This window comes from Kitasatospora sp. NBC_00070, assembly GCF_045041205.1.
Lineage (GTDB): Bacteria > Actinomycetota > Actinomycetes > Streptomycetales > Streptomycetaceae > Kitasatospora.
In genome coordinates, this window is record NZ_CP108247.1 from 2680543 (window position 1) to 2703869 (window position 23327).

General features: G+C 73.2%; 17 protein-coding genes. 7 read left to right on the forward strand and 10 right to left on the reverse strand.

The window, feature by feature from the left end:
• Positions 1-9: 9 nt before the first annotated feature.
• Positions 10-3810: a glycosyltransferase gene (locus OHV05_RS12250; protein WP_405017697.1), complete on the reverse strand. Its 3801-nt coding sequence runs from the start codon at positions 3808-3810 to the stop codon at positions 10-12.
• A gap of 189 nt (positions 3811-3999) precedes the next feature.
• Positions 4000-4272, reverse strand: coding sequence for a WhiB family transcriptional regulator (locus OHV05_RS12255; RefSeq protein ID WP_145790473.1), 273 nt, complete (start codon positions 4270-4272; stop codon positions 4000-4002).
• Positions 4273-4946: 674 nt separating this feature from the next.
• Here OHV05_RS12255 and OHV05_RS12260 point away from each other — a divergent pair.
• From OHV05_RS12260 to OHV05_RS12270, 3 genes are read left to right on the forward strand one after another with little or no spacing between them, the layout of a single operon-like run.
• Positions 4947-5537 (forward strand): cysteine dioxygenase, encoded by a 591-nt coding sequence (locus OHV05_RS12260; protein ID WP_403040646.1) that lies wholly within the window; start codon positions 4947-4949, stop codon positions 5535-5537.
• A 48-nt stretch (positions 5538-5585) separates the two neighbouring features.
• Positions 5586-6545, forward strand: a complete 960-nt coding sequence (cofD, locus tag OHV05_RS12265) for a 2-phospho-L-lactate transferase (RefSeq protein ID WP_405017698.1) — start codon at positions 5586-5588, stop codon at positions 6543-6545.
• On the forward strand, positions 6542-7831 hold the full coding sequence (locus OHV05_RS12270) for a coenzyme F420-0:L-glutamate ligase (RefSeq protein ID WP_405017699.1): 1290 nt from the start codon (positions 6542-6544) through the stop codon (positions 7829-7831). Before cofD ends, OHV05_RS12270 begins: the two co-directional genes overlap by 4 nt.
• A 110-nt stretch (positions 7832-7941) precedes the next feature.
• Here the strand turns inward: OHV05_RS12270 and OHV05_RS12275 are convergent, their stop codons facing one another.
• The 5 genes from OHV05_RS12275 to OHV05_RS12295 form a co-directional block, all read right to left on the reverse strand.
• Complete coding sequence (locus OHV05_RS12275; protein WP_405017700.1) at positions 7942-8850, reverse strand: DNA-3-methyladenine glycosylase family protein; 909 nt, start codon at positions 8848-8850, stop codon at positions 7942-7944.
• 34 nt (positions 8851-8884) lie between these two features.
• Complete coding sequence (locus OHV05_RS12280) at positions 8885-10444, reverse strand: LCP family protein (RefSeq protein ID WP_405017701.1); 1560 nt, start codon at positions 10442-10444, stop codon at positions 8885-8887.
• A gap of 141 nt (positions 10445-10585) precedes the next feature.
• Positions 10586-12265 carry an LCP family protein gene (locus OHV05_RS12285; RefSeq protein ID WP_405017702.1) on the reverse strand — a complete coding sequence of 560 codons (1680 nt, stop codon included), beginning with the start codon at positions 12263-12265 and terminating at the stop codon, positions 10586-10588.
• A gap of 133 nt (positions 12266-12398) precedes the next feature.
• Positions 12399-13679, reverse strand: a complete 1281-nt coding sequence (locus tag OHV05_RS12290) for an LCP family protein (RefSeq protein ID WP_405017703.1) — start codon at positions 13677-13679, stop codon at positions 12399-12401.
• A gap of 35 nt (positions 13680-13714) precedes the next feature.
• Positions 13715-14506: a TIGR03089 family protein gene (locus tag OHV05_RS12295; RefSeq protein WP_405017704.1), complete on the reverse strand. Its 792-nt coding sequence runs from the start codon at positions 14504-14506 to the stop codon at positions 13715-13717.
• A gap of 101 nt (positions 14507-14607) precedes the next feature.
• Here OHV05_RS12295 and OHV05_RS12300 point away from each other — a divergent pair, with 101 nt between their 5' ends.
• Positions 14608-15663 (forward strand): peptidoglycan recognition protein, encoded by a 1056-nt coding sequence (locus OHV05_RS12300; protein ID WP_405017705.1) that lies wholly within the window; start codon positions 14608-14610, stop codon positions 15661-15663.
• Positions 15664-15670: 7 nt separating this feature from the next.
• Here the strand turns inward: OHV05_RS12300 and OHV05_RS12305 are convergent, their stop codons facing one another.
• Positions 15671-16273, reverse strand: a complete 603-nt coding sequence (locus tag OHV05_RS12305; RefSeq protein WP_405017706.1) for an acyltransferase — start codon at positions 16271-16273, stop codon at positions 15671-15673.
• Positions 16274-16310: 37 nt separating this feature from the next.
• Positions 16311-17351, reverse strand: a complete 1041-nt coding sequence (locus OHV05_RS12310; protein WP_405017707.1) for a glycosyltransferase family 2 protein — start codon at positions 17349-17351, stop codon at positions 16311-16313.
• A gap of 153 nt (positions 17352-17504) precedes the next feature.
• Between OHV05_RS12310 and OHV05_RS12315 the strand changes: the two genes are divergently transcribed.
• The 3 genes from OHV05_RS12315 to OHV05_RS12325 all read left to right on the forward strand — a co-directional run bounded on the left by OHV05_RS12315 (position 17505) and on the right by OHV05_RS12325 (position 20671).
• Positions 17505-18968: an LCP family protein gene (locus tag OHV05_RS12315; protein WP_405017708.1), complete on the forward strand. Its 1464-nt coding sequence runs from the start codon at positions 17505-17507 to the stop codon at positions 18966-18968.
• Between the two features lie 307 nt (positions 18969-19275).
• Positions 19276-19971, forward strand: a complete 696-nt coding sequence (locus OHV05_RS12320) for an alpha/beta fold hydrolase (RefSeq protein ID WP_405017709.1) — start codon at positions 19276-19278, stop codon at positions 19969-19971.
• Between the two features lie 136 nt (positions 19972-20107).
• A complete protein-coding gene (locus OHV05_RS12325) occupies positions 20108-20671 on the forward strand; it encodes an EF-hand domain-containing protein (RefSeq protein WP_405017710.1) in 564 nt (187 codons plus the stop codon).
• A 74-nt stretch (positions 20672-20745) separates the two neighbouring features.
• Here OHV05_RS12325 and OHV05_RS12330 read toward each other — a convergent pair whose 3' ends face one another.
• Positions 20746-23316, reverse strand: a complete 2571-nt coding sequence (locus OHV05_RS12330) for an ABC transporter permease (protein ID WP_405017711.1) — start codon at positions 23314-23316, stop codon at positions 20746-20748.
• Positions 23317-23327: the final 11 nt, after the last annotated feature.

Here is a 23327-nt window from a genome sequence, read left to right on the forward strand (position 1 = left end):
GACGGTGGGTCAGCTCCCCGATCCGGGCCGGTACGGCTGGCCGTACGGGTCATTGGGGTCGTAGTACGGCTCCTGCTGCGGCTGCTCAGGCATCCAGACCTGTTGGTCGGTCTGCTGCGCCTGCGGCGGCTGCTGCTCGTACCCCTGGTACTGCTGCTGGTCGTAACCGGTGTACTGGTCGTAGCCGTACTGCGGCTGCTGCTCGTAGCCGTACGGGGCGGCGGGCTGCTGCTGCACCGCGTACTGGTCCCAGGTGTACGGGTCGGCCTGCTGGTACGGGTCCTGGTACTGCTCGGCCGGGGCGGCCGGCATCGGGGCGGGTTCGGTGACGGACTGCTGCGGGATGGCGGCGTAGACGCCGCTGTCCGGCTCGGTCTCGTCGCCCTCCCCCTCGCCGCGTTCGGCCAGCCGACGGGCCCGGCGGCTGCCGGGGATCGGTGCCTGCGCCTGGGCGGCGGCGGCCAGCGCGGCGGCGGCCACCACCTCCTCGGGCAGGTCGTCGTCGTTGTGGTTGCGCCGGCCGGGCAGGGCGAGCACCAGGACGGTGGCGCCGAGCAGGAGCTGGACCCAGATCCAGCCGGTGTGCAGCAGACCGGACTCGTGGGTGACGTCCAGTCGGCCACCGGTGGCGGGGAGCTTGAAGCCCTGCGCCCAGCCGTCCAGGGTGACCGGCTCAAGGGCGGTGCCGCCCAGGGTCGCGGTCCACTGGGGGTCGGCCTGTTCGGCCAGCCGCAGGACCCGGCCGGCCGGACCGGCCGGGAGCTCGCGGTAGATGTCGTGCACGCCGGACGGGAACGGCTGGGCGACGCCCTGGGGGTCGACGATCACGGCCCGGGTGGCCGGGGCGCCGGAGACCTGCCAGAGCGCGACGCCGTTCTCCTGGCTGAGCTTGGTCAGGCCGGGGGTGGTGTCCAGGACGTCCCGGACCTTGGGGGTCAGCGGGTCCTTGACCTCGACGTAGCCGATGCCCTGACCGGCCAGTTCCTTGGCCTGCTCGCCGCCGGAGCCGGCCAGCAGCCGGCCGACCAGGCCGGTCAGCCGGCCCTTGGGGTCGGCGGCGGCGTCCACGGTGCCCTCGGCCTGACCGAGGGTCAGGCCGGCGCCGCGGACCAGCGCGTAGTGCACGGCGGCGGCCTGGGCGTCGCCGCTGATCACCAGGGTGCGGGAGCGGTCGGTGGTGCCGGCCTCCTCCGCGATGAAGGCGGGGACCTGGTCCGTCTCGGTCCGGCGGAGCGGGCCCTCGGCGCCGGTGACGGCCCACCAGACGGCGGTGCCGACCGGGGCGAGCACGGCGGCGGCGAGCACCAGGGCGGCGACCGGCTGGCGCCAGCCGAAGGCGATGCCGGCCACCCGGGTGTTGGCGCCGTCGGCGCCGATCGCGGCGGCGGCCAGCAGGGCGACACCGGTCAGCAGGGTGGCGGGCCCGGCCCAGGCGGCCACCGGGGCGCCGCCGGAGGCCGGGGTGACGGCGGTGCCGGCCACCACCACGGTGAAGACCAGCCCGGCCGCGGCGGCGGCCCAGGCGGCCAGCACCGCGCGGCGGCGGTCGGCCCGGAGCAGCGCCGCGAGCGCGGCGAGCACCACACCGGCGGACAGCCAGATCGGCGGGACGCCGGCGCCGCCGGGGTTCACCAGGATCAGGCCGAGCGCGCCGGGGGCCTGGCCGGAGAGGCCGGGCAGGCCGGCTTCGAGCAGCAGCCGGGACGGGTGCGCGAGCACGTGCAGCGACCAGGGGGCGAGCACCAGCACGGGAGCGCCGAGGATCACCAGCACGCGGACGCCGAGCAGCCGCAGCGCCTCGCCGCCGGAGCCGTACGCCCCGCCGCGGAGCACCGCGAAGGCGAGCGCGGCCAGGCAGAGCGGGACCGCGATCGCCCAGGTGAGCGGGACGAAGGCGGTGCAGACGGTGAGCATCAGCACCGTCATCCAGCTGGACCGCCAGCCGGGGCGGGCGCCCTTGGCGGCGGTCTCGGCGCGGATGCCGAGGCCGGCGCTGATCGCGGCGGCCCGGGCCAGCGGCGGCAGCAGGACGGCGAGCACGGCGGTGCCGATCCGGCCCTGGGCCAGCGCGCCGGTGGCGGCGGGCAGCAGGGCGTACCCGGCACTCGCCCAGGCGCGGACCAGCTTGGACTCGATCAGCGGGCGGGAGACCAGGTACGCGCTGACCGCGGCGAGCGGGATGGCCAGCACCAGCAGCAGGCCGACCGCCAGGTCGGCGTTGCCGAAGGTGAGTCCGGAGAGCACCGCGAGCACGGCCAGGTACGGCGGCGCGGTGGCGGTCGAGCCGCTGCCGACCGGGTGCCAGCCGTCGGCGTACATCGACCAGAGACCTGACGCCCCGTCGGAGGCGGGCAGCAGCGCGCCGCCGAGCAGGTTGCCGCTGCCGAGCAGGTCGCGGCAGGCGATCAGGGCGAAGATCAGCAGGGCGGTGAAGAGCAGCGGGGCGGGGCGCTTGGCCAGCTTCTTGAGCAGCGCGAACTGCTCGACCACCAGGTCGTCGGCGTCCTCGTCGCCGGGGCCCGACTCGACCGAGCCGTGCCGGCCGGCGCCGGAGTCGTCGCCGCCGCCGATGCCGAGCGAGCCGATCATGCCCTCGACGGCGAGCCGGGCGGTCGCGCCTGGGGCCGGGAAGAGCGTGCGGTCGTCCAGCGCGTCGCCGGCCCTGGTCCTGGCCCGGCGTTTGCGGGCCGCCAGCAGGCGCGGCAGCCGGACCAGCTCGTGGCCGAGTCCGGCGAGTTCGTCGAAAGCCTGCTTGGGGTCCTTGCCGATCACGTTGACCAGCACCCGGAACAGCGTGCCGAGCATCAGCCGGAGCAGCACGTACGGGAACAGCAGGCCCTTGGAGTTGGCCAGCAGGGTGTAGACCGCGCCGGCCTTGTCGACCCGGTGCGGGTGGGCGGCGCCGCAGTCGATCGCGCGGCGCTCGCGGCTGGCCGCCTCGGCGTGCCGGAGCACGGCGTCGGGGGCGACCACCACCCGGTGGCCGGCCGCGTTGACCCGCCAGCAGAAGTCGGTGTCGTCGCGCATCAGCGGCAGCGCCTTGTCGAAGCCGCCGAGCTCCTCGAAGACGTCGCGCCGGACCAGCATGCCCGCGGTGGAGACGGCGAGCACCGGACGGACCTGGTCGTGCTGGCCCTGGTCCTGCTCGCGGCGGTCCAGCCCGGTCCACCGGCGGCCGGAGCGGGCGATGGTGACGCCCACCTCGAGCAGCTGGCGGCGGTCGTACCAGCTGCGCAGCTTGGGGCCGACCACCGCGGCGGTCGGGGTGGAGTCGGCGACCTGGAGCAGTCGGCGCAGTGCGTCGGTCTGCGGCTCGCAGTCGTCGTGCAGCAGCCAGAGCCACTCGACCGGCCTGGTCTCGCGCGGGCCGCCGCGGCCGAGGTCGTCCTCGGCGCCGAGCGGGTCGCCGAAGTCGTCCCAGCCGCCGGTGACCGGGTCGTAGCCGGACGGGTCGAGGCTGTACGGGAGGTCCTCGGGGCGCAGCGGGGGGCTGTTGAAGACCGCCTGGCCGACCGCGTTGCCGAAACCGGAGCGACGGCCGAGGACCAGCGGCCCGCTCTCGGGCAGCCAGTCGCCCAGGGTGTCCCGGAGCAGCTGCGGCGAGGTGTCGGTGGAGCCGGTGTCCACCGCGAGGATCCGCTGGACCTGCCGGTCCTGGCCGAGCAGCCCGGCGAGGGCCTGCGGGAGCCAGCGGGCACCGTCGTGCGAGACGATCACGGCGGTGACCAGGTGGCGCGGGTACGCGGGCGGCCGGGTTGCGGAGAAGCCGCTCTGGTGGCTGTAGACGGTCATCGAGTGCGTTGGCCCCAAGCTTCTCAGTGGACACGGCCGAGAACGGCGAAGTCAGGTGGCGCACCACACTAACGGCTCCGGATGGCGGGCTTGCGCCCGGAGTGTGTGCAGAAGGCGCTGCGATGGTCGGGGACATGCGAAAGCGCCCCACCGTCTTCGGTGAGGCGCTGCACAGAACCGGTGCGGGACCGGCGGACGGCGGCCTGCTCAGACCGCGCTCTTCTTGAGCCGACGGCGCTCCCGCTCGGAGAGGCCACCCCAGATCCCGAAGCGCTCGTCGTTGGCCAGGGCGTACTCGAGGCACTCGGACCGGACCTCGCAGGCGAGGCAGACCTTCTTCGCCTCCCGGGTGGAGCCGCCCTTCTCCGGGAAGAAGGACTCGGGGTCGGTCTGAGCGCACAGCGCGCGCTCCTGCCAACCGAGTTCCTCTTCGTCCTCTTCGATGCCCTCACCGATCAACAGCTCAAAGAGCTCGCTCATCTGGCGCGCCTCCTCTGCCCCTTTGGCGTCCCCGTGGTGTTGCCGTTGCCTGGAGCGGCGGAACGACACGAGTGAAATTACATGTGCGTCACTCTGGCCCAGTCAAGCCGAGCTCTGGTATTGGGCCAAGGATTCACTCCCCGGAACCAAGGCACTACGATAAGTGTACATATCCGGACATCCAGGATTTACCGCCCTGATGGGCCTCAATCGTCCGGAAACACCCACCGTCTGACAGGCAGTCAACCTGACGCACCGTCGCCTCCGCCACCCCCGAACGGGGGGACGCCGGAACGGATCGGCCCGGTTGCCTGGTCACCGGCTGCCTTCCCGGCGATCTTCACATCGAAACATAGAGGGTGATTTATCACCCCATCCGGTAGTTCAGTGCTGATCTGACCCGAATGTCCCGGAGTTCGCTTGACACTCCGCCCACTCCTGCGGTCTCCTTGCACGCATGTCAGAGTTCGCCCTCACCCGGAGCCGCCGCCAGGCGCAGCTCCGTGCTGCCGCGAGCTCGCTCTGTTGTCGCCTCTGTTCCTGCTGTATCTAGGCGCTCGCGTCCCACCGCGCGCCGCCCAGGAACATCGAGGCCGCCCGCGCGACAGAGTCCCCCCTGAATCCCGCGGTCCGGCTGACTCCCCCGCCGACCAGCCGCTCCGAGGATTCCTCCCATGCGAATGCCCCGCCTCCGCAAGCGCAACCGAGACCGCGCCAGGCAATCCACCGTCGCCGTACCGGCCCCGCGCTGGACCGACGGCCTGAGCGACGTCTCCATCGCCGGCGACCCGCTGGCCTTCCCGCACCTGGCCCGCACCGACCTGCCCCGTCACCCCAGCACGGTGGCCGGCTACGCCCAGCTGGTCCGCGAGATCGCCGCCGACCGCTCCCGCTGGGAGCCGCTGGTCCGCTACGACGCGCTCACCCGCTGGTACGCCCGGCTGGAGACCGGCCCCGGTTACGAGGTCTGGCTGCTCAGCTGGCTGCCCGGCCAGAGCAGCGGCTTCCACGACCACGGCCAGTCCTCCGGCGTCATGACGGTGCTTCAGGGCGAGCTGGTCGAGCGCTCGCTCACGCACGCCGGCGAGGGCAGCCGCCCGCTCCGCCCGGGTGGGCAGCGGGTGTTCTCCGCCGGTTACCTGCACGAGGTGGTCAACGCCTCGCTGGAGCCCGCCGTCTCCATCCACCTCTACTCGCCCGGCCTGGTCGAGATGAACCAGTACGGCGCCGCGGTCGCCCCCGAGACCCGGGTCGAGGCGCACTGACCCCGGGCCCCGGCCCGCACCCACCGGCCCGCCTGGCAGGATGAGCGCATGCGCATCGTGGCACTGGCAGGCGGGATCGGTGGAGCGCGTTTCCTGCGCGGACTCCGTGAACTGACCGGCCCTCAGGACGAGATCACCGTCATCGGCAACACCGGCGACGACATCCACCTCTTCGGTCTCAAGGTCTGCCCCGACCTGGACACCGTGATGTACACCCTGGGCGGTGGCATCCACGAGGAGCAGGGCTGGGGCCGGGCCGACGAGACCTGGTCGGTCAAGGAGGAACTGAAGGCGTACGGCGTCGGGCCCGAGTGGTTCGGCCTCGGCGACCGGGACTTCGCCACCCACATCGTGCGGACCCAGATGCTCGGCGCGGGCTACCCGCTCAGCGCCGTCACCGAGGCACTGTGCGACCGCTGGCAGCCCGGCGTGCGGCTGCTGCCGATGACCGACGACCGGGTCGAGACCCACGTCCGGATCACCGAGGAGGCCGGCCCCCGGGTGGTGCACTTCCAGGAGTACTGGGTCAAGCTGCACGCCGCCGTGGCCGCCGAGGCGATCATCCCGGTCGGCGCCGACACCGCGAAGCCCGCCCCGGGCGTGCTGGCGGCGATCGCCGAGGCGGACGTGATCCTGCTGCCGCCGTCCAACCCGGTGGTCTCGATCGGCACCATCCTGGCCGTCCCCGGCATCCGACAGGCCGTCAGCGACGCCGCCGCCCCCGTGGTCGGGCTCTCCCCGATCATCGGTGGGGCGCCGGTGCGCGGCATGGCCGACAAGGTGCTGGCGGCGGTCGGCGTCGAGGCCACCGCATCGGCGGTGGCGCTGCACTACGGTGCCGACCTGCTCGACGGGTGGCTGGTGGACACCGCCGACACCGAGGCCGTGGCCGTGGTCGAGGCCGCCGGGATCACCTGCCGGGCGATCCCGCTGCTGATGACCGACGTCCCCGCCACCGCGGCGATGGCCCGGGCCGCGCTGGAGCTGGCCGAGCAGGTCAGGGCGTGATCTCGGTCCTGCCGGTGGCGGGGCTGCCGGAGATCACCGCCGACGCGGACCTGGCCGAACTGATCGCCAAGGCCGGGACCTTCGAGGACGGCGACATCCTGCTCGTCACCTCGAAGATCGTCAGCAAGGCCGAGGGCCGGCTGCTGCACGCCGCCGACCGGGAGGCGGCGATCGACGCCGAGACCGTCCGGGTGGTCGCCCGGCGCGGCCCGGCCCGGATCGTCGAGAACCGCAACGGCCTGGTGATGGCGGCGGCCGGGGTGGACGCCTCCAACACCGCCCCCGGCACCGTCCTGCTGCTGCCGCTCGACCCCGACTCCTCCGCCCGCACCCTGCGGGCCCGCCTCCAGCAGCTGACCGGCCGTCGGCTGGCCGTACTGGTCACCGACACCTTCGGCCGCCCCTGGCGCAACGGCCTGACCGACGTGGCGATCGGCGCCGCCGGACTGACCGTCCTGGACGACCACCGGGGCCGGCGGGACACCCACGGCAACGAGCTGGCGATGACCGTCACCGCCACCGCCGACGAACTGGCCGCCGCCGGTGACCTGGTGAAGGGCAAGGCCAGCGGCGTACCGGTCGCCGTGGTGCGCGGTCTGGGTGACCTGGTGACCGAGACGGACGGCGAAGGGGTCCGCCCGCTGATCCGGCCGGCCGCCGACGACATGTTCCGGCTGGGCACCTCCGAGGCGCTCCGGCAGGCCGTCACGCTGCGGCGCACCATCCGCTCCTTCACCCCCGAGCCGGTCGACCCGGCCGCCGTCCGCCGCGCGGTGGCCGCCGCCGTCACCGCCCCGGCCCCGCACCACACCACACCCTGGCGGTTCGTCCTGCTGGAGAGCCCCGAGGTGCGGACCCGGCTGCTGGACGCGATGCTCGCCGCCTGGCAGCGCGACCTGCGCGAGCTGGACGGCTGGGACGACGCGAAGGTGGCCCGCCGCACCGCCCGGGGCAACGTGCTGCGGGACGCGCCGTACCTGGTGGTGCCCTGCCTGGTGATGGACGGGGCACACGCGTACCCCGACGCCCGGCGGGCGGCGGCGGAGCGGGAGATGTTCACGGTGGCGATCGGGGCTGCCGTGCAGAACCTGCTGGTCGCGCTGACCGGGGAGGGGTACGGCTCCGCGTGGGTCTCCTCGACGATGTTCTGCCGGGACACGGTGCGGGGCGTCCTCGACCTGCCGGACCGGTGGGACCCGATGGGCGCCGTCGCGGTCGGCCGGCCGGCGGAGGCCCCGAGGGAACGCCAGGAACGCTCGGCGGAAGCCTTCGTGACGGTCCGCTGAACGGTCCAGGGGCTCGGGGCTCTGGGTAGTCGACCGCTGAGCGCCTGCCAAAGGTGCAGCCCCGAGCCCCTGGACAGTGCAACCGAACACCCTGCCAAAAAGCTGAGCGCCTAGTGGTGGCGGTGGTCCTGGGGGGTGAGGCGGGGGCCGTAGCGGGGGGCGGGGGTGCTGGTGAGGGTGAGGAGGCGGCAGAGGCGGTGGCGGTGGCCCGGGTAGGGGGCGAGGAGGGCGAGCATCTGGGCGTCGTCGCTGCGGGGGCGGCCCGCGAGGGCCCAGCCGACCAGGTTGGGGAGGTGGTAGTCGCCGACCGAGACCGCGTCGGGGTCACCGTTGCTGCGCTGCAGGGTCTCCGCCGCGGTCCAGTGCCCGATGCCGGGCACGGCCGTCAGCCGGGCGAAGGACTCGTCGTGCGGGAGTGCGGCGGCCTCCTCCAGCCGGGGGGCCAGCCGGGCGGCCCGGACCACGGTGGCGGAGCGGCGGGGGTCGACACCGGCCCGGTGCCACGCCCAGCTCGGGATCATCGCCCACTCCCGGGCGGACGGCGGCACCCACAGGCCCGGGGCGGGGCCGGGTGCGGGGGTGCCGAAGTCGCGCAGCAGGGTGCGCCAGGAGCGGTACGCCTCGCCGGTGGTGACCTTCTGTTCCAGGATCGCCGGGATCAGCGACTCCAGCACCAGCCCGGTCCTGACCAGCCGGACTCCCGCGTGGGTGCGCTGGGCCTCGCGCAGCGGTCCGGGCGGCAGCACCAGTCCTGACGGGTCGTCACCGTCGCCGAGCAGGGTGGGCAGCCGCTCCAGCAGCCAGTCCGCGCCGGGGCCCCAGGCGCGTCCCTCGACCTCGCCGGCCCGTGCGGTCAGCCGGAGCGTACCGATCCCGCCCGGGGTCCGGGAGGCGCGCCAGACGCCGCCCTCCGGGTCCGTCCGGTGGGCCGGGTCGGCGGGGCCGCGCCGGAGCGGCAGCAGGGTCCGTCCGAGGTCCAGCGGGAAACCCGGCCGCCACCTTCGTACCGCGCCCGGCATCTCGCACCACCTCTCCGGGTGCACGATACGCCGGTCAGTAGGTGTAGATGCGGCCCTGCGGGTTGACCGTCATGCAGGACTTGTCGTCGTCGGCGGTGACCGCCTCGGCGGACTTGGGCAGTTGGGTCGGGGCGGCGGTGACCGGGAAGGTGGCGCCGGTCGGCCAGTCCGCGCCGATCACCAGGGCCAGCGTCTTGCCGGTGCCGGACTCCTTGAGGGCGGCGGCCGGCAGGCCGAGGGCGGCGGCGACCGCGTGTGCCTGGGCGGCCTGGGCGGCGGGGTAGCCGAGCTGGGTGGTCGGCCGGTTGCCGCCGCCGCCGATCGCGGTGGCGTCGGTGAAGCCGAGGTGGACCAGGGCGGCGGTGATCTCCTTGGCCCGGAGTTCGGCGCCGGAGGCGTTCTGCACGGTGAGCTGGACGCCGGCCTTGGCCACCGGCACGGCCGGGGTGGGGTCGGGCGTGGGGGTGGGCGCCGGGCTCGGTGCGGCCGCGGCGGGTGCCGGGCCCTTGTCGTCGAACGGCCGGTCGGCCAGCAGCAGCTTCCATATCTGCTCGGTGTCCGGCTGCCTGAGCTCCAGCCGGTCCGGGTCGCTCTTGGCGGCGTCCACCGGGACGGTCAGGGTGGTGATCCGCTCGGTCGGCACCTCGCGCAGCTCGGTGCCGAGCTCGTACAGCTTGCGGATGTCGGCCAGCGGCTTGTCGACGCTGAGCGACTTGGTGGCGGCCTCGGCCAGCGACATCAGCCGGCCGGGGTCGGTGAGCGAGCCCTTGGCCTTCAACTCCCGCACCATCGCCGAGAGGTACAGGTGCTGGGCCTTGGTCCGGCCGATGTCGTCGCCCCAGGCGTCGCGCACCCGCAGCCACTTGAGCGCGTCCTCGCCCTGGATGTAGCTGACGCCCTTCGGCAGCTTGAGGTCGGTGCCGCCGACACCCTTCTGGTACCGGTCCCAGAGGTTCATGTTGACGCACACGGGCACCCCGCCGACCGCGGTGGCCATGTTCGCCACGCCCGCGAAGTCGACCATCATGTAGTGGTCGACGTGCACCTGGGTGAGGGCCTGCCAGGTGCCGACCAGGCAGCCCGGGCCGCCCCGGGCCAGCGCCTCGTTGATCATCTTCTTCTTGACGGCGGGGTAGGTGGTCTTCCCGTCCTCGCTGTGGCAGGCCGGGATGTCCACCAGGGTGTCGCGCGGGATGCTGATCAGCGAGGCGTTGCTGCGGTCGGCGGAGACGTGCAGCAGCATCTGGACGTCGGCCAGGCCGGGTCGGTTGGCGTCGTCGGCCCCGCCCCCGAGGGCGACGTTGGCGGCGGTGCCCCGGTTGTCGGTGCCGATCAGCAGGATGTTCAGCGGGGTCTGCCCGGCGGCGTTCGGCGCGGTCCTGGCACCGGTCACGTCGCTGAGGTTGAGCTCACCGGCCTGGAAGTTGCCGTTCAGGTGCTGGTAGTACCAGTACCCGGCGCCGCAGCCGGCCACCAGGACGAAGCCGACCGCCAGCGCGGTGATCCGCAGCCAACGGCGCCGTCGGGGGCGCTGCCCGGCGGCCCGGCGGGCCGCGGCCCGGCCGCCCGGTGGGCGGGTCTGGACGTCGGTCATCGGTGGACCCCCCTGCTCGAGCGGTCGCCCCCCGTAGGCCACCTGTTCGGAACCTACCCGACATCACAGCGCGGGCCCGAATCCTGTTACGGAATCAGAACGCTTGCGCGAAGCGTGGCTGACGGACCGTCGACCGACCGGTTACTTGGCGCACACGTTGACGTCGTCGGCCTGCACCCGCTGGAGGTCCTTCGGCGCCTCGGTGGGCACCGGGGCGGCCGGCTTGCCGAGCGCGGTGTAGTCCTTGCCGAGCACCACCTGCAGCGAGTCCTTCGCCCCGAGCGTGCTGCTCTCCTTGGCGGTGTCGACCGGCAGCCCGAGCGCGACCGCCAGCGCCGCCGCCTGGTCGGCCTTGCCGCGCGGGTAGCTGATCGAGCTGGTGGTCACCACGGCGGCGTCCTTGCCCGGGCCGACCTCGGTGAAGCCCTTGCCCGCCAGCGCGGTGACGGCCTTGCCGGCCTGCCCGGCGGCCCCGGTGCCGTTCCGGACCGTCGCCCGGACCGCGGCCGCGTCGACCTGCGGCGCGGTCGGTGCGGGGGCCGGGGTCGCCGCGGGCGGCGCGGCCGGCGTCTCGGCGGGGGCGCCCGCCACCTCGGTGAGCGAGCGGTCGGCGGCGACCATCGCGAACAGCTGGGCGGCGTCCTTGTCGTTCAGGACCAGCCGGTTCTCGTCCTTCGGGTCGTCCAGCACCGGCACCGTGGTGAAGGTGATGTTCTGGGTGTTCACGTTGGCGAGGTCGAGGGCCAGGTCCTTGAGCTTGTCCACGCTCTTGATCGCGGAGTCCACGGTGAGCGCCTTGGTGGCGGCGTCCGCGAGGTTCCACAGCTTGGTCGGGCTGGTCAGGGTGTCACTGCTCTTGATCTTGCGGATCATCGAGCTGATGAACTGCTGCTGGAGCGGGATCCGGGTCAGGTCCCCGCCGAGGCCCACGGCGTGCCGGGTACGGACGAAGGCGAGTGCCTCCTCGCCCTGCACCACGTGCTTGCCCTTGGACATCTTCAGGTGCGAGTCCTTGTCGTTGATGTCCTTGGCCGCGCACACCTCCACCCCGCCGACGGCGGTGGAGAGGGTCTTGACCGCCTCGAAGTCCACCATCACGAAGTGGTCGATGTGAATGTCCGTCATCTTCTCGACGGTCTTCCAGGTGCAGCCCGGGTCCCGGCCGTTCTGCCCCAGGCTGGTGTTGAACATCGCCCGGCTCTCGCCCGGGATCTTCTTCCCGGCCGCGGTCTCGCACTCCGGGATCGGCACCATCAGGTCGCGCGGGATGCTCAGCACCGTCGCGTTGGTGCGGTCCTTGGAGATGTGGAACAGCAGGGTGGTGTCGGCGTGGCCCTCGCTGCCCTCGTCGCCGTACGCGCGCCCCAGGCCCTGCCGGCTGTCGGTGCCGATCACCAGGATGTTCAACGCCCCGGTGGCCGCCTTCGGCCGCTCGGCCTCGGAGCCGACCTTGACCTCGACCGAGGAGAGGTTCCCGTTGAAGTGCTGGTACGCGTAGTAGGCGCCGCCGCAGCCGGCCACCAGCAGCAGGGCGGCCGCCCCGGCGGTCCACTTGAGGGCCCGTCGGCGGCCGCGCGGCTTCGCACCGGGAGGACGGCCACCGCCCTGCGCCCGGCGCCGGTCGGCCCGGCCGCCGGTCGGCGGTTCGGCCGCCCGTCGGGGCCGCTCGGCCTCCCGGGGGCGGGGCACCTGCGCGGGCACCGCGTCCAGGTCCAGCCGGAACTCGCCCGTGGCCGGGTCGAGCACCCACTGATCGGCCGGATCGACCTCGGGCGGGTTCTGATCCGCGAAGTCCGCCCTGTGCCGGTGTCCGCTGTTCATCCCGGACACCCTAGACGAGCTTCCGCCCGGATTCGGCCGGAGTGTGACCGGCATCATGGCGGGCAACCGCCTTAAAAACGGGCAAAGTTCGCGACTCGCCTGCACCGAACCTACACATTTCGGCCGTCCGGGGTCAGTGCATCACGCAGGAGTCCTGGTCGGCGGTCCGGCCTTCGAGGGTGGGGCTGGTGGTGGGCAGCGGGGGCATCGAGGCTGACGGGGCGTCGGGGAACGGCGACTCGGTGGTGGCGTCCTCCGCCGGCTCGGCGCTCGGCCCGGGCGTGTACGCCGGGGCGAACGGACCCGCGAAGGCGGCGGCCGAGGCGTAGGCCGCACCGGAGGGTGACGGCGAGGGCGAGGGCGTGACCTGGTACGGCTGGACGGTGACCGGCCGGTCGGCCCGGATGGTGGCGAACAGCTGGTCGGTCTGCGGCTGGACCAGCTGGTCCCGGTCCCAGTTCCCCGGGTACGGACGGCGCGGGGTGGTCAGGAAGACCACGTTCTCGGTCGGCATCGAGCGCAGGTCCTGGGCCAGGTCGTAGAGCGCGCCGACCCGGCTCAGCCCCTCGTCGGCGGTGACCGCCGAGGTGGCCGCGTCCAGCAGCGGCCACAGCCTGGTCGGGTTGAGCAGCACCCCCTGCGACTGCACCTTGCGGATCAGCGAGGCGAGGAACTGCTGCTGACGCCCCATCCGCTGGGTGTCGCTGCCGTCGCCCAGGGTCTCCCGGACCCGGACGTAGCCGAGCGCCTGCTCGCCACCGAGGGTCTGCCGGCCGGGCGGCAGGTCCAGCTGGGCGTTCTTGTCGTGGATCGCCCGGGGGACGCAGACCTCCACCCCGCCGACCGCGTCCACCATCTTCTTGAAGCCGGTGAAGTCGAGGATCAGGTGGTGGTCCACCCGGATGCCGCTGAGCTGCTCCACGGTCCGGATCGTGCAGGCCGGGCCGCCCGTCTCGAAGGCCCAGTTGAACTGCATGAAGCGGGCCTGGGTCCGCGTCCCGTCCGGGAGCTCGCAGGCCGGCACCCGGACCATCGCGTCCCGGGGGATGCTCACCGCCGTCGCGTGCTGCCGGTCGGCCGAGAGGTGCAGCAGGATCGTGGTGTCCGAGCGCCGCCCGCCCGCGTAGCCGTACGCGGCGTTGGCCCCGCTGCGGTCGTCGCTGCCGATCAGCAGGATGTTCTCGGCCTGCAACGGGCCCCGGTCGGGCCGTTCGGAGGCGTCGTGCTCCAGCAGCCGGCCGGTGGTGGCGTCGGTCTCCAGGTTGCCGTCCAGCTTCCGGTAGCCGATCCAGGCCAGGACACCTCCCGCCACCAGGAAGAAGGCCAGCACGGCGGCGGTGATCAGCAGGAACCGGCGGCGCCCCCCGCCTCGTGAGGTCGGGGGGCGTGCGCGGTCGTCATCGTCCTCGGCCATGACGGGGATGCCTACCCCTGGCCGCCCGGCCGGGGTCAGCCCAGGCGCAGAGTCACCCGTTCGGATTCGATCCGCTTCGTCCACTGCTCCTCGGTCAGCTCACCGGAGTTCCGGCAGAGCACCACCGAGGCACCGGCGGCCAGCGGGGCGAGCAGCCCGGCCTCCAGGCCGGTCCAGTCGTCGTACCCGAAGGTGCTGAGCACCCGGCTGCCCGGCTCCAGGCCGAGCCGGACCGCGCCCTCCCGGGCCAGCGCCACGGTCTGCTCCCCCGTCAGGTTCAGCGGCAGGCCGTCCACCAGCGTCTCCAGCGCGGGGGCCTGCGGGTCCACCGGCGAGTACGGGGCGAACCGGTCGCCCTGGCCAGGCACCTCGGCGGCGTAGTCCAGGAAGCCGTCGGGCCGCTCCGGGAACCGGCCGCCGAGCGGGCGGAGCGCCAGCGCCACCCGCTCGCCGGAACAGTCCTTGGCGGTGTCCAGGCCGTCCGGGCCGCTGATCACCAGATCGGCGTCGGCCGGGCTGCCGCCCGGCACCGCCGTCACCCCGACCGACCAGCAGGCGAGCAGCCAGACGGCGCTCTGCCAGTGGGCCGGCAGGAGCAGCGCGGCCCGGGTCTCGGGCCCGGCGTTCAGCTCGTCCTGGAGCAGGTTGGCGGTCTTGGCCACCCAGTTGTCGAAGGTCTTGGCGGAGAGTTCCACCCGCTCGCCGGTCGCGTCGTCGTAGAACGTGACCAGGGGACGGGACGGATCGGCGTCGGGGGCTCCCGCGCGCAGATATGCGTGCAGCAGCTCGGCGGGAGTGCGGGCGTCGGCAGCGAAGGGCGCAGTCATGGTGCGGTCCAGCCTACGACCTCGGGCGGCGCCCGGGGAGGGGAGGGCGACCGGACGAACTGGCGTGGCGTCAGGTCCGGTTTGCGCGCAATATCCCTTCTATGCGCCTCTCCCTGCTCGCCGCCGCCGGCTCCCTGCTGCTGCTCCCGCAACCCGCCTTCGCCCAGCCCGCCGACGGCGGTGTCCGCACCTTCCCGCTGACGGCCGGTCAGCGCGGCCCGGCCGAACGGGACACCGCCCCGTTCTCGCTCGTCGGGGTGAGCTGGGACGACCCGGGAGCGGTGTTCGAGGGCTCCGTCCAGGTGAAGGTCCGCCCGGTCGGCGGGGTGTGGGGCGACTGGCACCCGCTGGAGGTCGAGGCGGACGACCGGCCCGATCCCGGGGGCGCCGAACGGGCCGGCCGGGGCGCCACCGCGCCGCTCTGGGTCGGGCCCAGTGACGGGGTCGCGGTCCGGTTCACCGGCACCCCGCCGCGCGGGCTGCGGGCCGAACTGGTCGACCCGGGACGGGCCTCCGCCCGGTCGCTGCCCGCGACGGCCCACGAGGGGCCGCGCCCCGGCATCGTCACCCGATCGGGCTGGGGCGCCGACGAGAGCCTGCGCGAGAGCGGCTTCGGCTACACCGGACCGGTCCGGGCGGTGTTCGTGCACCACACCGACACCGCCAACGACTACGCCTGCTCGGACGCGCCGAAGGTGATCCGGGCGATCTACCAGTACCACGTGAAGAGCAGCGGCTGGCGGGACATCGGCTACAACTTCCTGGTGGACCGCTGCGGCACGGTCTACGAGGGCCGGGCCGGCGGGGTGGCCGAACCCGTGCTGGGCGCCCACACGCTGGGCTTCAACACCGACACCGCCGGGGTGGCCGCGCTCGGCCGCTACAGCTCCGACACCGCACCGCAGGCCCAGGTCGACGGGATCGCCAAGGTGGCCGCCTGGAAGCTCGGCCTGACCGGCCGGGACGCCGACGGCTCGGTCACCCTGACCTCGGCCTCGGACGGCAGCAAGTTCAAGAAGGGCACCAGCGCCACCTTCCGCACCGTCTCCGGCCACCGCGACGCCTTCAACACCGAGTGCCCGGGCAACGCCCTGTACCAGCGCCTCCCGGCCATCCGCTCCTGGTCGGCGCACCTGCAGGGGCGCCAGGGCCTGTGAACGGCCGCTACGGCCGGGCCTCGCGCAGGGTGCCGTTGATCTCCAGGTAACCCTCGCCGGTGCGGGGGCAGCGCCAGCGGCCGTTGCCCTCGTCGGTGAGGGGTTCGCCCGCGCGGCCGACCCATTTGATCCGGCGGGCCGGGACGCCGGCCACCAGGGCGAAGTCGGGGACGTCCCGGTGCACCACGGCGCCCGCCGCGACCAGCGCCCAGCGGCCCACCGTGACACCCGCGACCAGCACCGCGCGGCCGCCGATCGAGCAGCCCTGACGGAGCGTCACGCCCTTGGCGTGCCAGTCGTCGCCGCGCTTGAGCCTGCCGTCGGGGTCGACCGAGCGCGGGTAGAGGTCGTTGGTGAGGACGGCCGCCGGGCCGACGAAGACGCCGTCCTCCAGGACGGCGGGCTCGTACACCAGGGCGTGGTTCTGCAGCTTGACCCGGTCGCCGATCCGGACCCCGGGGCCGACGTACGCGCCGCGCCCGATGATGCAGTCCGCCCCGATCACCGCGTCCTCGCGGACCTGGGCCAGGTGCCAGACCGTACTGCCGGGCCCGATCACCGCCCGCTCGTCGACGTCGGCGCTCTGTTCCACCCGCATGGAGTTCCCCATGGCGCCGAAGATAGCGCCACGGGGACCACGCGGTGGGCTAGTTGGCCTCGGTGACCGGCGTCATCGGTTCGGGTGCGGTGCTGGCGATCACCCGGCGGGCCAGCTTGCGCGGGGAGGTGAGGAAGCCGAAGCCCCAGCTCAGGTGCATGGTGGCGAGGGCCAGCGGGAGCTGCAGCCGGGCCTTGGGGGCCAGGCCCCGGCCCTCCAGCACCGAACCGCCCGCGATCGCCAGCAGGTAGCCGGCCGGCAGCACGAAGCACACCGGGTGCAGGGCCGCGCCGAGCACCAGGCCGGTCAGCACCCCGAGCAGGGCGGCCGGCGGCGCCAGGTAGCGCAGGTTGACCGAGCCCTTGTGGTACCGGGTGACCACCCGGCGCCAGCGGCCGTAGTCCTTGTACTGCTTGGCCAGCGCCCGGACGCTCGGCCGGGGCCGGTAGGTCACCTTGAGCTGGGGGGTGAACCAGATCAGACCGCCCTCCTGGCGGATCCGGTAGTTCAGCTCCCAGTCCTGGGCCCGGATGAACTCCTCGTTGTAGCCGCCGAGCCGCTCCAGCACCTCGCGGCGGAAGACGCCGAGGTAGACCGTCTCGGCCGGGCCGGCCAGGCCGCCGGTGTGGAAGGCCGCGTTGCCGACGCCGATCTTCGAGGTCATCGCGGCGGCGACCGCCTGCTCCCACTCGGTCTCGCCCTCGGCGTGCATGATGCCGCCGACGTTGGCCGCGTCCATCTCCCCGAGCAGCCGGACGGCGGTGGAGACGTACCCGGGAGTGAGCAGCCCGTGCCCGTCCACCCGCACCACGATCGGGTGACGCGAGCCCCGGATGGCCGCGTTCAGCCCGGCGGGGGTGCGGCCGGTCGGGTTGGCCACGGTCCGCACCCGGGAGTCCTCGGCGACCAGCTCGGCGGCGATCGCGTCGGTCCGGTCGGTGGAGGGGCCGAGGGCGATCACCACCTCCAGCTCGCCCGCGTACTCCTGTTCCAGGATGTGCCGCACGGCGGCGCGCAGATGACGTTCCTCGTCGAGCACCGGCATGATCACGGAGACCGCCGGCAGCTCCTCAGCAGCCTTGGTGTTCATCGGGGCCCACCGTACCGGCGGCCGCCCGGGCTTGTCAGGTTCGGTCTGCTGAGCGAGGTCCGCAGGAACGTTTCATCGACCGTCCCGGCGTCCGGCGTACCCGGTCGGCGCGCCCCCGCCCGGCCACCGGGGCACCCGCCTACCATCCGAGAGATGCCGTCCACCGACCCGCGCCGCGCCCAGGAACGCACCCCACGCCGCCGCTGGGGTCGCTGGCTGGCGGGCGCGGTCTCGCTCGCCGTACTGGTCACCGCCTGCGGGGGCCGGGCGCTGCTGAACGGCGTCGGGGACGCGATCGGGCGGGTGGACGCCTTCGACCGGAGCAAGGAGCGGCCCGCCGACGACGGGGTCACCACCTTCCTGGTGGTCGGCACCGACGACCGCGAGGGCATTCCCGCCGACACCCTCAAGAACGTGCTGCACGCGGGCGGCGAGTCCTGCCACTGCACCGACACCATGATGATCGTCCAGCTCGCCGAGGACGGCGGCCGGGCCAGCGTGGTGAGCATCCCGCGCGACTCCTACGTCACCATCCCGGCCCACCGGGACCTCGCCACCGGCCGGGAGGTGCCGGACGGCCACGGCAAGATCAACGCGGCCTACGGGATGGGCGGCGCCCCGCTCACCGTCCGCACCGTGGAGCAGAACACCGGCCTGCGGATCGACCACTACCTCCAGATCAACTTCCTCTCCTTCGTCTCCACCGTGGACGCGCTGGGCGGCGTCGAGGTGTGCAGCTCCCGCCCGCTGAAGGACGAGTACTCCGGTCTCGACCTGCCCGCCGGGACCACCCGGCTGGACGGTACCGGGGCGCTCAAGTACGTCCGGGCCAGGCACCTGGACGGCAGCTCGGACCTCGGGCGGATGCAGCGTCAGCAGAAGTTCCTGGCCCAGTTGCTGCACCAGGCCACCGGCAGCGACACCCTGCTGAACCCGGTGAAGCTGACCCGGGTGACCGACGCCGTGCTGAAGTCCGTCAAGGCCGACCGGGACCTCTCCACCGAGGACCTGGTCCGGTTGGCCGGGCGGCTCAAGGACCTCTCCCCCGCCCGGGCGGACTTCACCACCGTCCCGATCGGGGACGTCAACTTCCAGGTCGAGGGCTGGGGTTCGACGGTGCGCTGGGACGCCGCGGGGGCCAAGGCGCTGTTCACCGCGGTCCGGGAGGGCCGGCCGCTGACCGACCGGCCGGTGGTGGCCGCTCCCCCGGCCGCACCGGTCCAGGTCACCGTCGCGCCGGGGCAGATCCACATCCAGGTGCTCAACGGCGCGGGCGTGGTCGGGCTCGGCGCCCGGGTGGACGGCGACCTCCACAAGGCCGGCTTCGCCACCACCGGCGCCCCCTCCAACGCGGGCGGCGGCTCCACCACCCGCACCACGGTCCGGTACGACCCGCGCTGGGACGAGTCGGTCAAGACCGTGGCCGCCGCCCTCCCGAACGCCGAACTGGTCGCCACTCCCGGCCTCGGCGCCACCATGCAGGTCATCGCGGGCACCGACTACACCGGCGTGGTCGGCGTGGCCACCCCGCCGCCGCCCTCGCCCACCGCCGCCCCGACCCCCTCCGAGACCCCGGCGGTCACCGCCAGCACCGGTACCGAGATCAGCTGTCCGTGAGACCCGGGCGGCGCGGGAATCCGGACGGTCTCGCCGAAGTCGACGTCCGCCCGCCCGCCCGCCGGTGGTACCTCGTGCCGTCGGGTCGGCTGAACAGCGTGCCGGTCTTCTGGCGGGCGTCGAACCGGCGGCGGACAGTCAGCAGGTCGAATGCCGGACGGACTGGCCGTGTTCACCCCCAGGTTGCTCCGGCACGACCGCTCGCCGGACGGAGGGCGGCGGATCGACGCGTGCCCGGGTGTCCGCGCGGTTCCTCCGTCGGCGAACCTCGCCTCGGTGGTGGTGCCGGGCCACGTATCGTCCGGGCATGGCTGATCAGCGCTTGATCGAGGTGGGTGGGATCCGGCTGGCTTTCCAGGTCTCGGGTCCGTCGGACGCTCCGCCGGTTCTCCTGTTGCACGCCCTGGGCACGGACGCCGCCGACTGGGAGGTGGTGGCACCGGTCCTCGCCACCGGTCGGCGGGTGTACGCGCTCGACCTGCGCGGTCACGGCCGGAGCGACTGGCCCGGGGAGTACTCCCTGGAGCTCATGCGGGACGACGTGCTCGGCTTCCTGGACGCCGTCGGTGTCGACCGGGTCGACGTGGTGGGGCACTCGATGGGCGGGGTGGTGGCCTACCTGCTCGCCGAGGAGAGTCCGGGGCGGGTGGACCGGCTGGTGCTGGAGGACGTGCCGGCTCCGTACCCCCGCCGGCCGACCGTTTCGGTCAGGCCGGCGGGGAGGCTGGGCTTCGACTGGGAGATGGTGCTCGCGGTCAGGAGGCAGCTCGACACCCCTGACCCGGCCTGGCTGGAGCGGCTCGGCGGGATCACCGCCGAGACCCTGGTGCTGGCGGGTGGCCCGCGCAGCCACCTGTCCCAGGAGGGCGTCGCCGAGCTGGCCCGCCGGATCCCGGGCGGACGGGTCGTCACCATCCCCGCCGGACATCTGATCCACCGCACCGAGCCGGCCGCGTTCACCGCGGAGGTCGGCAGGTTCCTCGGGCTGCCGGAAGCGCGCTGAGGGTCGGCCGGCCGCGATCCGCAGCTCTTCCGATCAGCTTCGGACTGGTGCATCCGGTGCGGCGGCTGTTGCCGTCGGTGGCCCGGGCTCCCTAGGCTCGCCACCGCTCGGACGGACCAGGACGAAGGAACACGGTATGACCATCGCAGCCAGCCCCGATGCCCTCGACCGGAAGATCGACCTGTGCTTCGGACAGGTCGACCTGGACCGGAACGGGCTGGTGGACGCCTCGGACGTGCTCGGACTCGCGGCGCGGACGATCGCCGCCTCGGGGGAGGACTTCGACTCGCCGAAGGCGGTGGCGATGCTGACGGCGGCTCAGGGGTGGTGGCGGGCACTGGTGGCGGACCTGGACACCAACCGGGACCGGAAGATCCAGCGGCACGAGTACCGGGCCGGGATGCGGCTGCTCGCGGAGGCGCCCGGGGCGTTCGACGACGTGCTGCGGCCGATGGCGCTGGCGGTGTTCGCGCTGATGGACCGGAACGGCGACGGGGTGATCTCGGCGGCCGAGTTCTGGGACTTCCAGCGGGCGTTCGGCTCCTCCGAGGCGGCGGCGCGGTTCGCCTTCGAGAAGCTGGACACCGACCGGAACGGGGTGCTCTCCGAGGCGGAGGTGCTGTCGGCGTTCCGGGGGTTCTACACCAGCACCGACCCGGACCAGGTGGGCAACCACCTGTTCGGCGACGCCCTGGACTGAGCGGACGTCAGTACGCGACGGAGGGGCCGCACCCCCGTGGGCGGCCCCTCCGTCGCGTACTGCCCGACCGGGTGTCAGTCCGTGGCGATGGCCGCCAGGACGTTCATCCGGCCGGCCCGGAAGGCCGGGAGCAGGGCGGCCAGCAGGCCGACCACGGCCGAGGCGAACAGGATCACCACGATGGTGGTGACCGGGACGGTCAGCAGGCTGATGCCGTTGCCGGAGAGCACCTGCTGGGAGGTGACGCCCCAGGCGAGGCCGAGGCCGGTGCCGAGCAGGGCGCCGAACAGGGCGATCACCACGGACTCCAGGCGGATCATCCGGCGGAGCTGACGGCGGGACAGCCCGATCGCCCGGAGCAGGCCGATCTCCCTGGTGCGCTCGACCACCGAGAGGGCGAGGGTGTTGACCACGCCCAGGACGGCGACCACGATCGCCAGGCCGAGCAGGCCGTAGACCATGTAGAGCAGGGTGTTGACCTGGCTCTGGATGATCTCCTTGTAGCCCGCCTTGTCGGTGACCGTCAGCTGCGGGTACTGCTTGAGGGAGTCCTCCAGCGCGGCCAGCGTCTTCGCCGGGTCGGCGCCGTCGGCGAGCTTGGCGAACATCGCCTTGTCGGCCGGCAGGTCCGCCGCCGGGACGGCCTTGGCGACCGTGTCGAGGTTGGCGAACGTCCCGTTGAACATGTCGTCGCCCGACTTGATGATCAACCCGACGGTGAGCTCCTGGGTGTGGCCGAGACCGTAGTCGGCCGTGATCCGGTCACCCGTCCGCAGACCGTGCTCCTTGGCGAACTCGCCGCCGACCGCCACACCGCCGACCGCGAAGGCCGCCTCTGCCGAACCCGACTCCACGGGCATCTTGAAGTCCTCGACGAAGGTCTTCGAAGCGGCCGCCAGCTGGTCCTTGCTGCGCTTGCCGTCGGAGGTGACGAGCACCACCGGGAGGGACTTCTGCAGCGTCAGGTGCTTGAGCCCCTGGGTGCCCTGGGCTGCCGTCACCATTGCCGGGGTGAGGTCGGCGTTCGTCCTGGAGGCGACCACGTAGTCGGCGCCCACGGACTTGTCGATCTGGTCGTTGGCCGAGGTGACCATCGAGGAGGTGACCACCGAGGCACCGGTGACCAGCGCCAGGCCGATCATCAGCGCCGCGGCGGTGGCACCCGTACGGCGCGGGTTGCGGGTGGCGTTGCGCTGCGCCAGCTTGCCGGACGGGCCGAACAGCGCGGGCAGCACCGCGCCCAGCACGCCGACCACCCAGGTGGAGAGCAGCGGACCGATCACCACCAGGCCGACCAGGGTCAGGAAGACGCCGCCACCGAGAAGTTGGCCACCGGTACCGGCCGAGCTCACACCGGCCGCCGCGAACAGCAGCGCCGTGCCGCCGCCCGCGAGCACCAGCCCGATCGCGGCCCGGATCCGGTTGGCCTTGGCCTCGCTGGGTGTGCCGTGGTCCCGCAGGGCGGCCATCGGCGAGATCCGCGACGCCCGGCGGGCCGGGATCCAGGCGGCCAGCACGGTGATCACCACGCCCACCGCGTAGGAGGCGATCGGCACACTCGCGCCGATCTGCAGGTCGGCGGAGGACAGGTTCATCCCGGTCGCCTTCATCAGCTGGATCAGGCCGACGGCCAGGCCGATGCCGGCCAGCAGGCCGAGGGTGGAGCCGAGCACTCCGAGGAACAGCGCCTCGATCAGCACCGAGCGGTTGACCTGGCTCCGGCTGCTGCCGATGGCCCGCATCAGCCCGATCTCCCGGGTGCGCTGGGCGACCAGCATCGAGAAGGTGTTGATGATCAGGAAGCCGCCGACCAGCAGCGAGATCCCGGCGAAACCGAGCATCGCGTACTTCATGTAGTCGAGGAAGGCCATGTCGGCCTTGCCCTCGGCCTTCTGCTCCTCGGCGGTGAGCACCTTGTACCCGTCGCCGAGCGCGGCCAGCGCGGCGGCCTTCAGCGCCTCGTGGCTCTTCGACCCGTCGCCCGTCACCTCGACCGTGCTGAGCGCGGTCTTGCCGAGCAGGTACGACTGCGCGGTCGGCAGGTCCAGGAAGGCCAGCGCCGCACCGGGGTTGGTGGTCTGGAAGGTGGCGATGCCGGAGATGGTGAAGACCCGGTCGCCGACCGCGGTGATCACCCGCAGCTTGCCGTCGATCCCCAGGCCGGCCTTCTTGGCCGTGTCGGCGTCCAGCACGATCTGGTCGCCACCGGCGGGCGCCTTGCCCGAGGTGATCTTCAGCATGTTCTGGTTGTCGTGCCAGGAGCCGGTGATCGTCGGGGCACCGCTGGTCGGGCCGACCGCCTTGTTGGTGAGCGGGTTGGTCAGCACCGCGTTCTGGACCGAGACCTCACCGCGGACCGACTTCACCCCCGACAGGGCGGCGATCTTCTGCTCGGTGTCCACCGGGACGGTCCGGGGCTTGCCCCGGCCCTCGCCGTCCGGCTCGTCGTCGGCCTCGGGGACGGCCTGCCGGACCGAGATGTCCGAGGCGGTGGTGGCGAACAGCTTGTCGAAGGTGGAGGTCGCGGTGTTGGAGAACACCAGGGTGCCGGAGACGAACGCGACCGAGAGGACCACAGCGATGAGCGAGAGCGCCATCCGACCCTTGTGGGCGAAGAAGCTCCGTAGTGACGTCTTGAGCAGCATCGGTTTCTGAC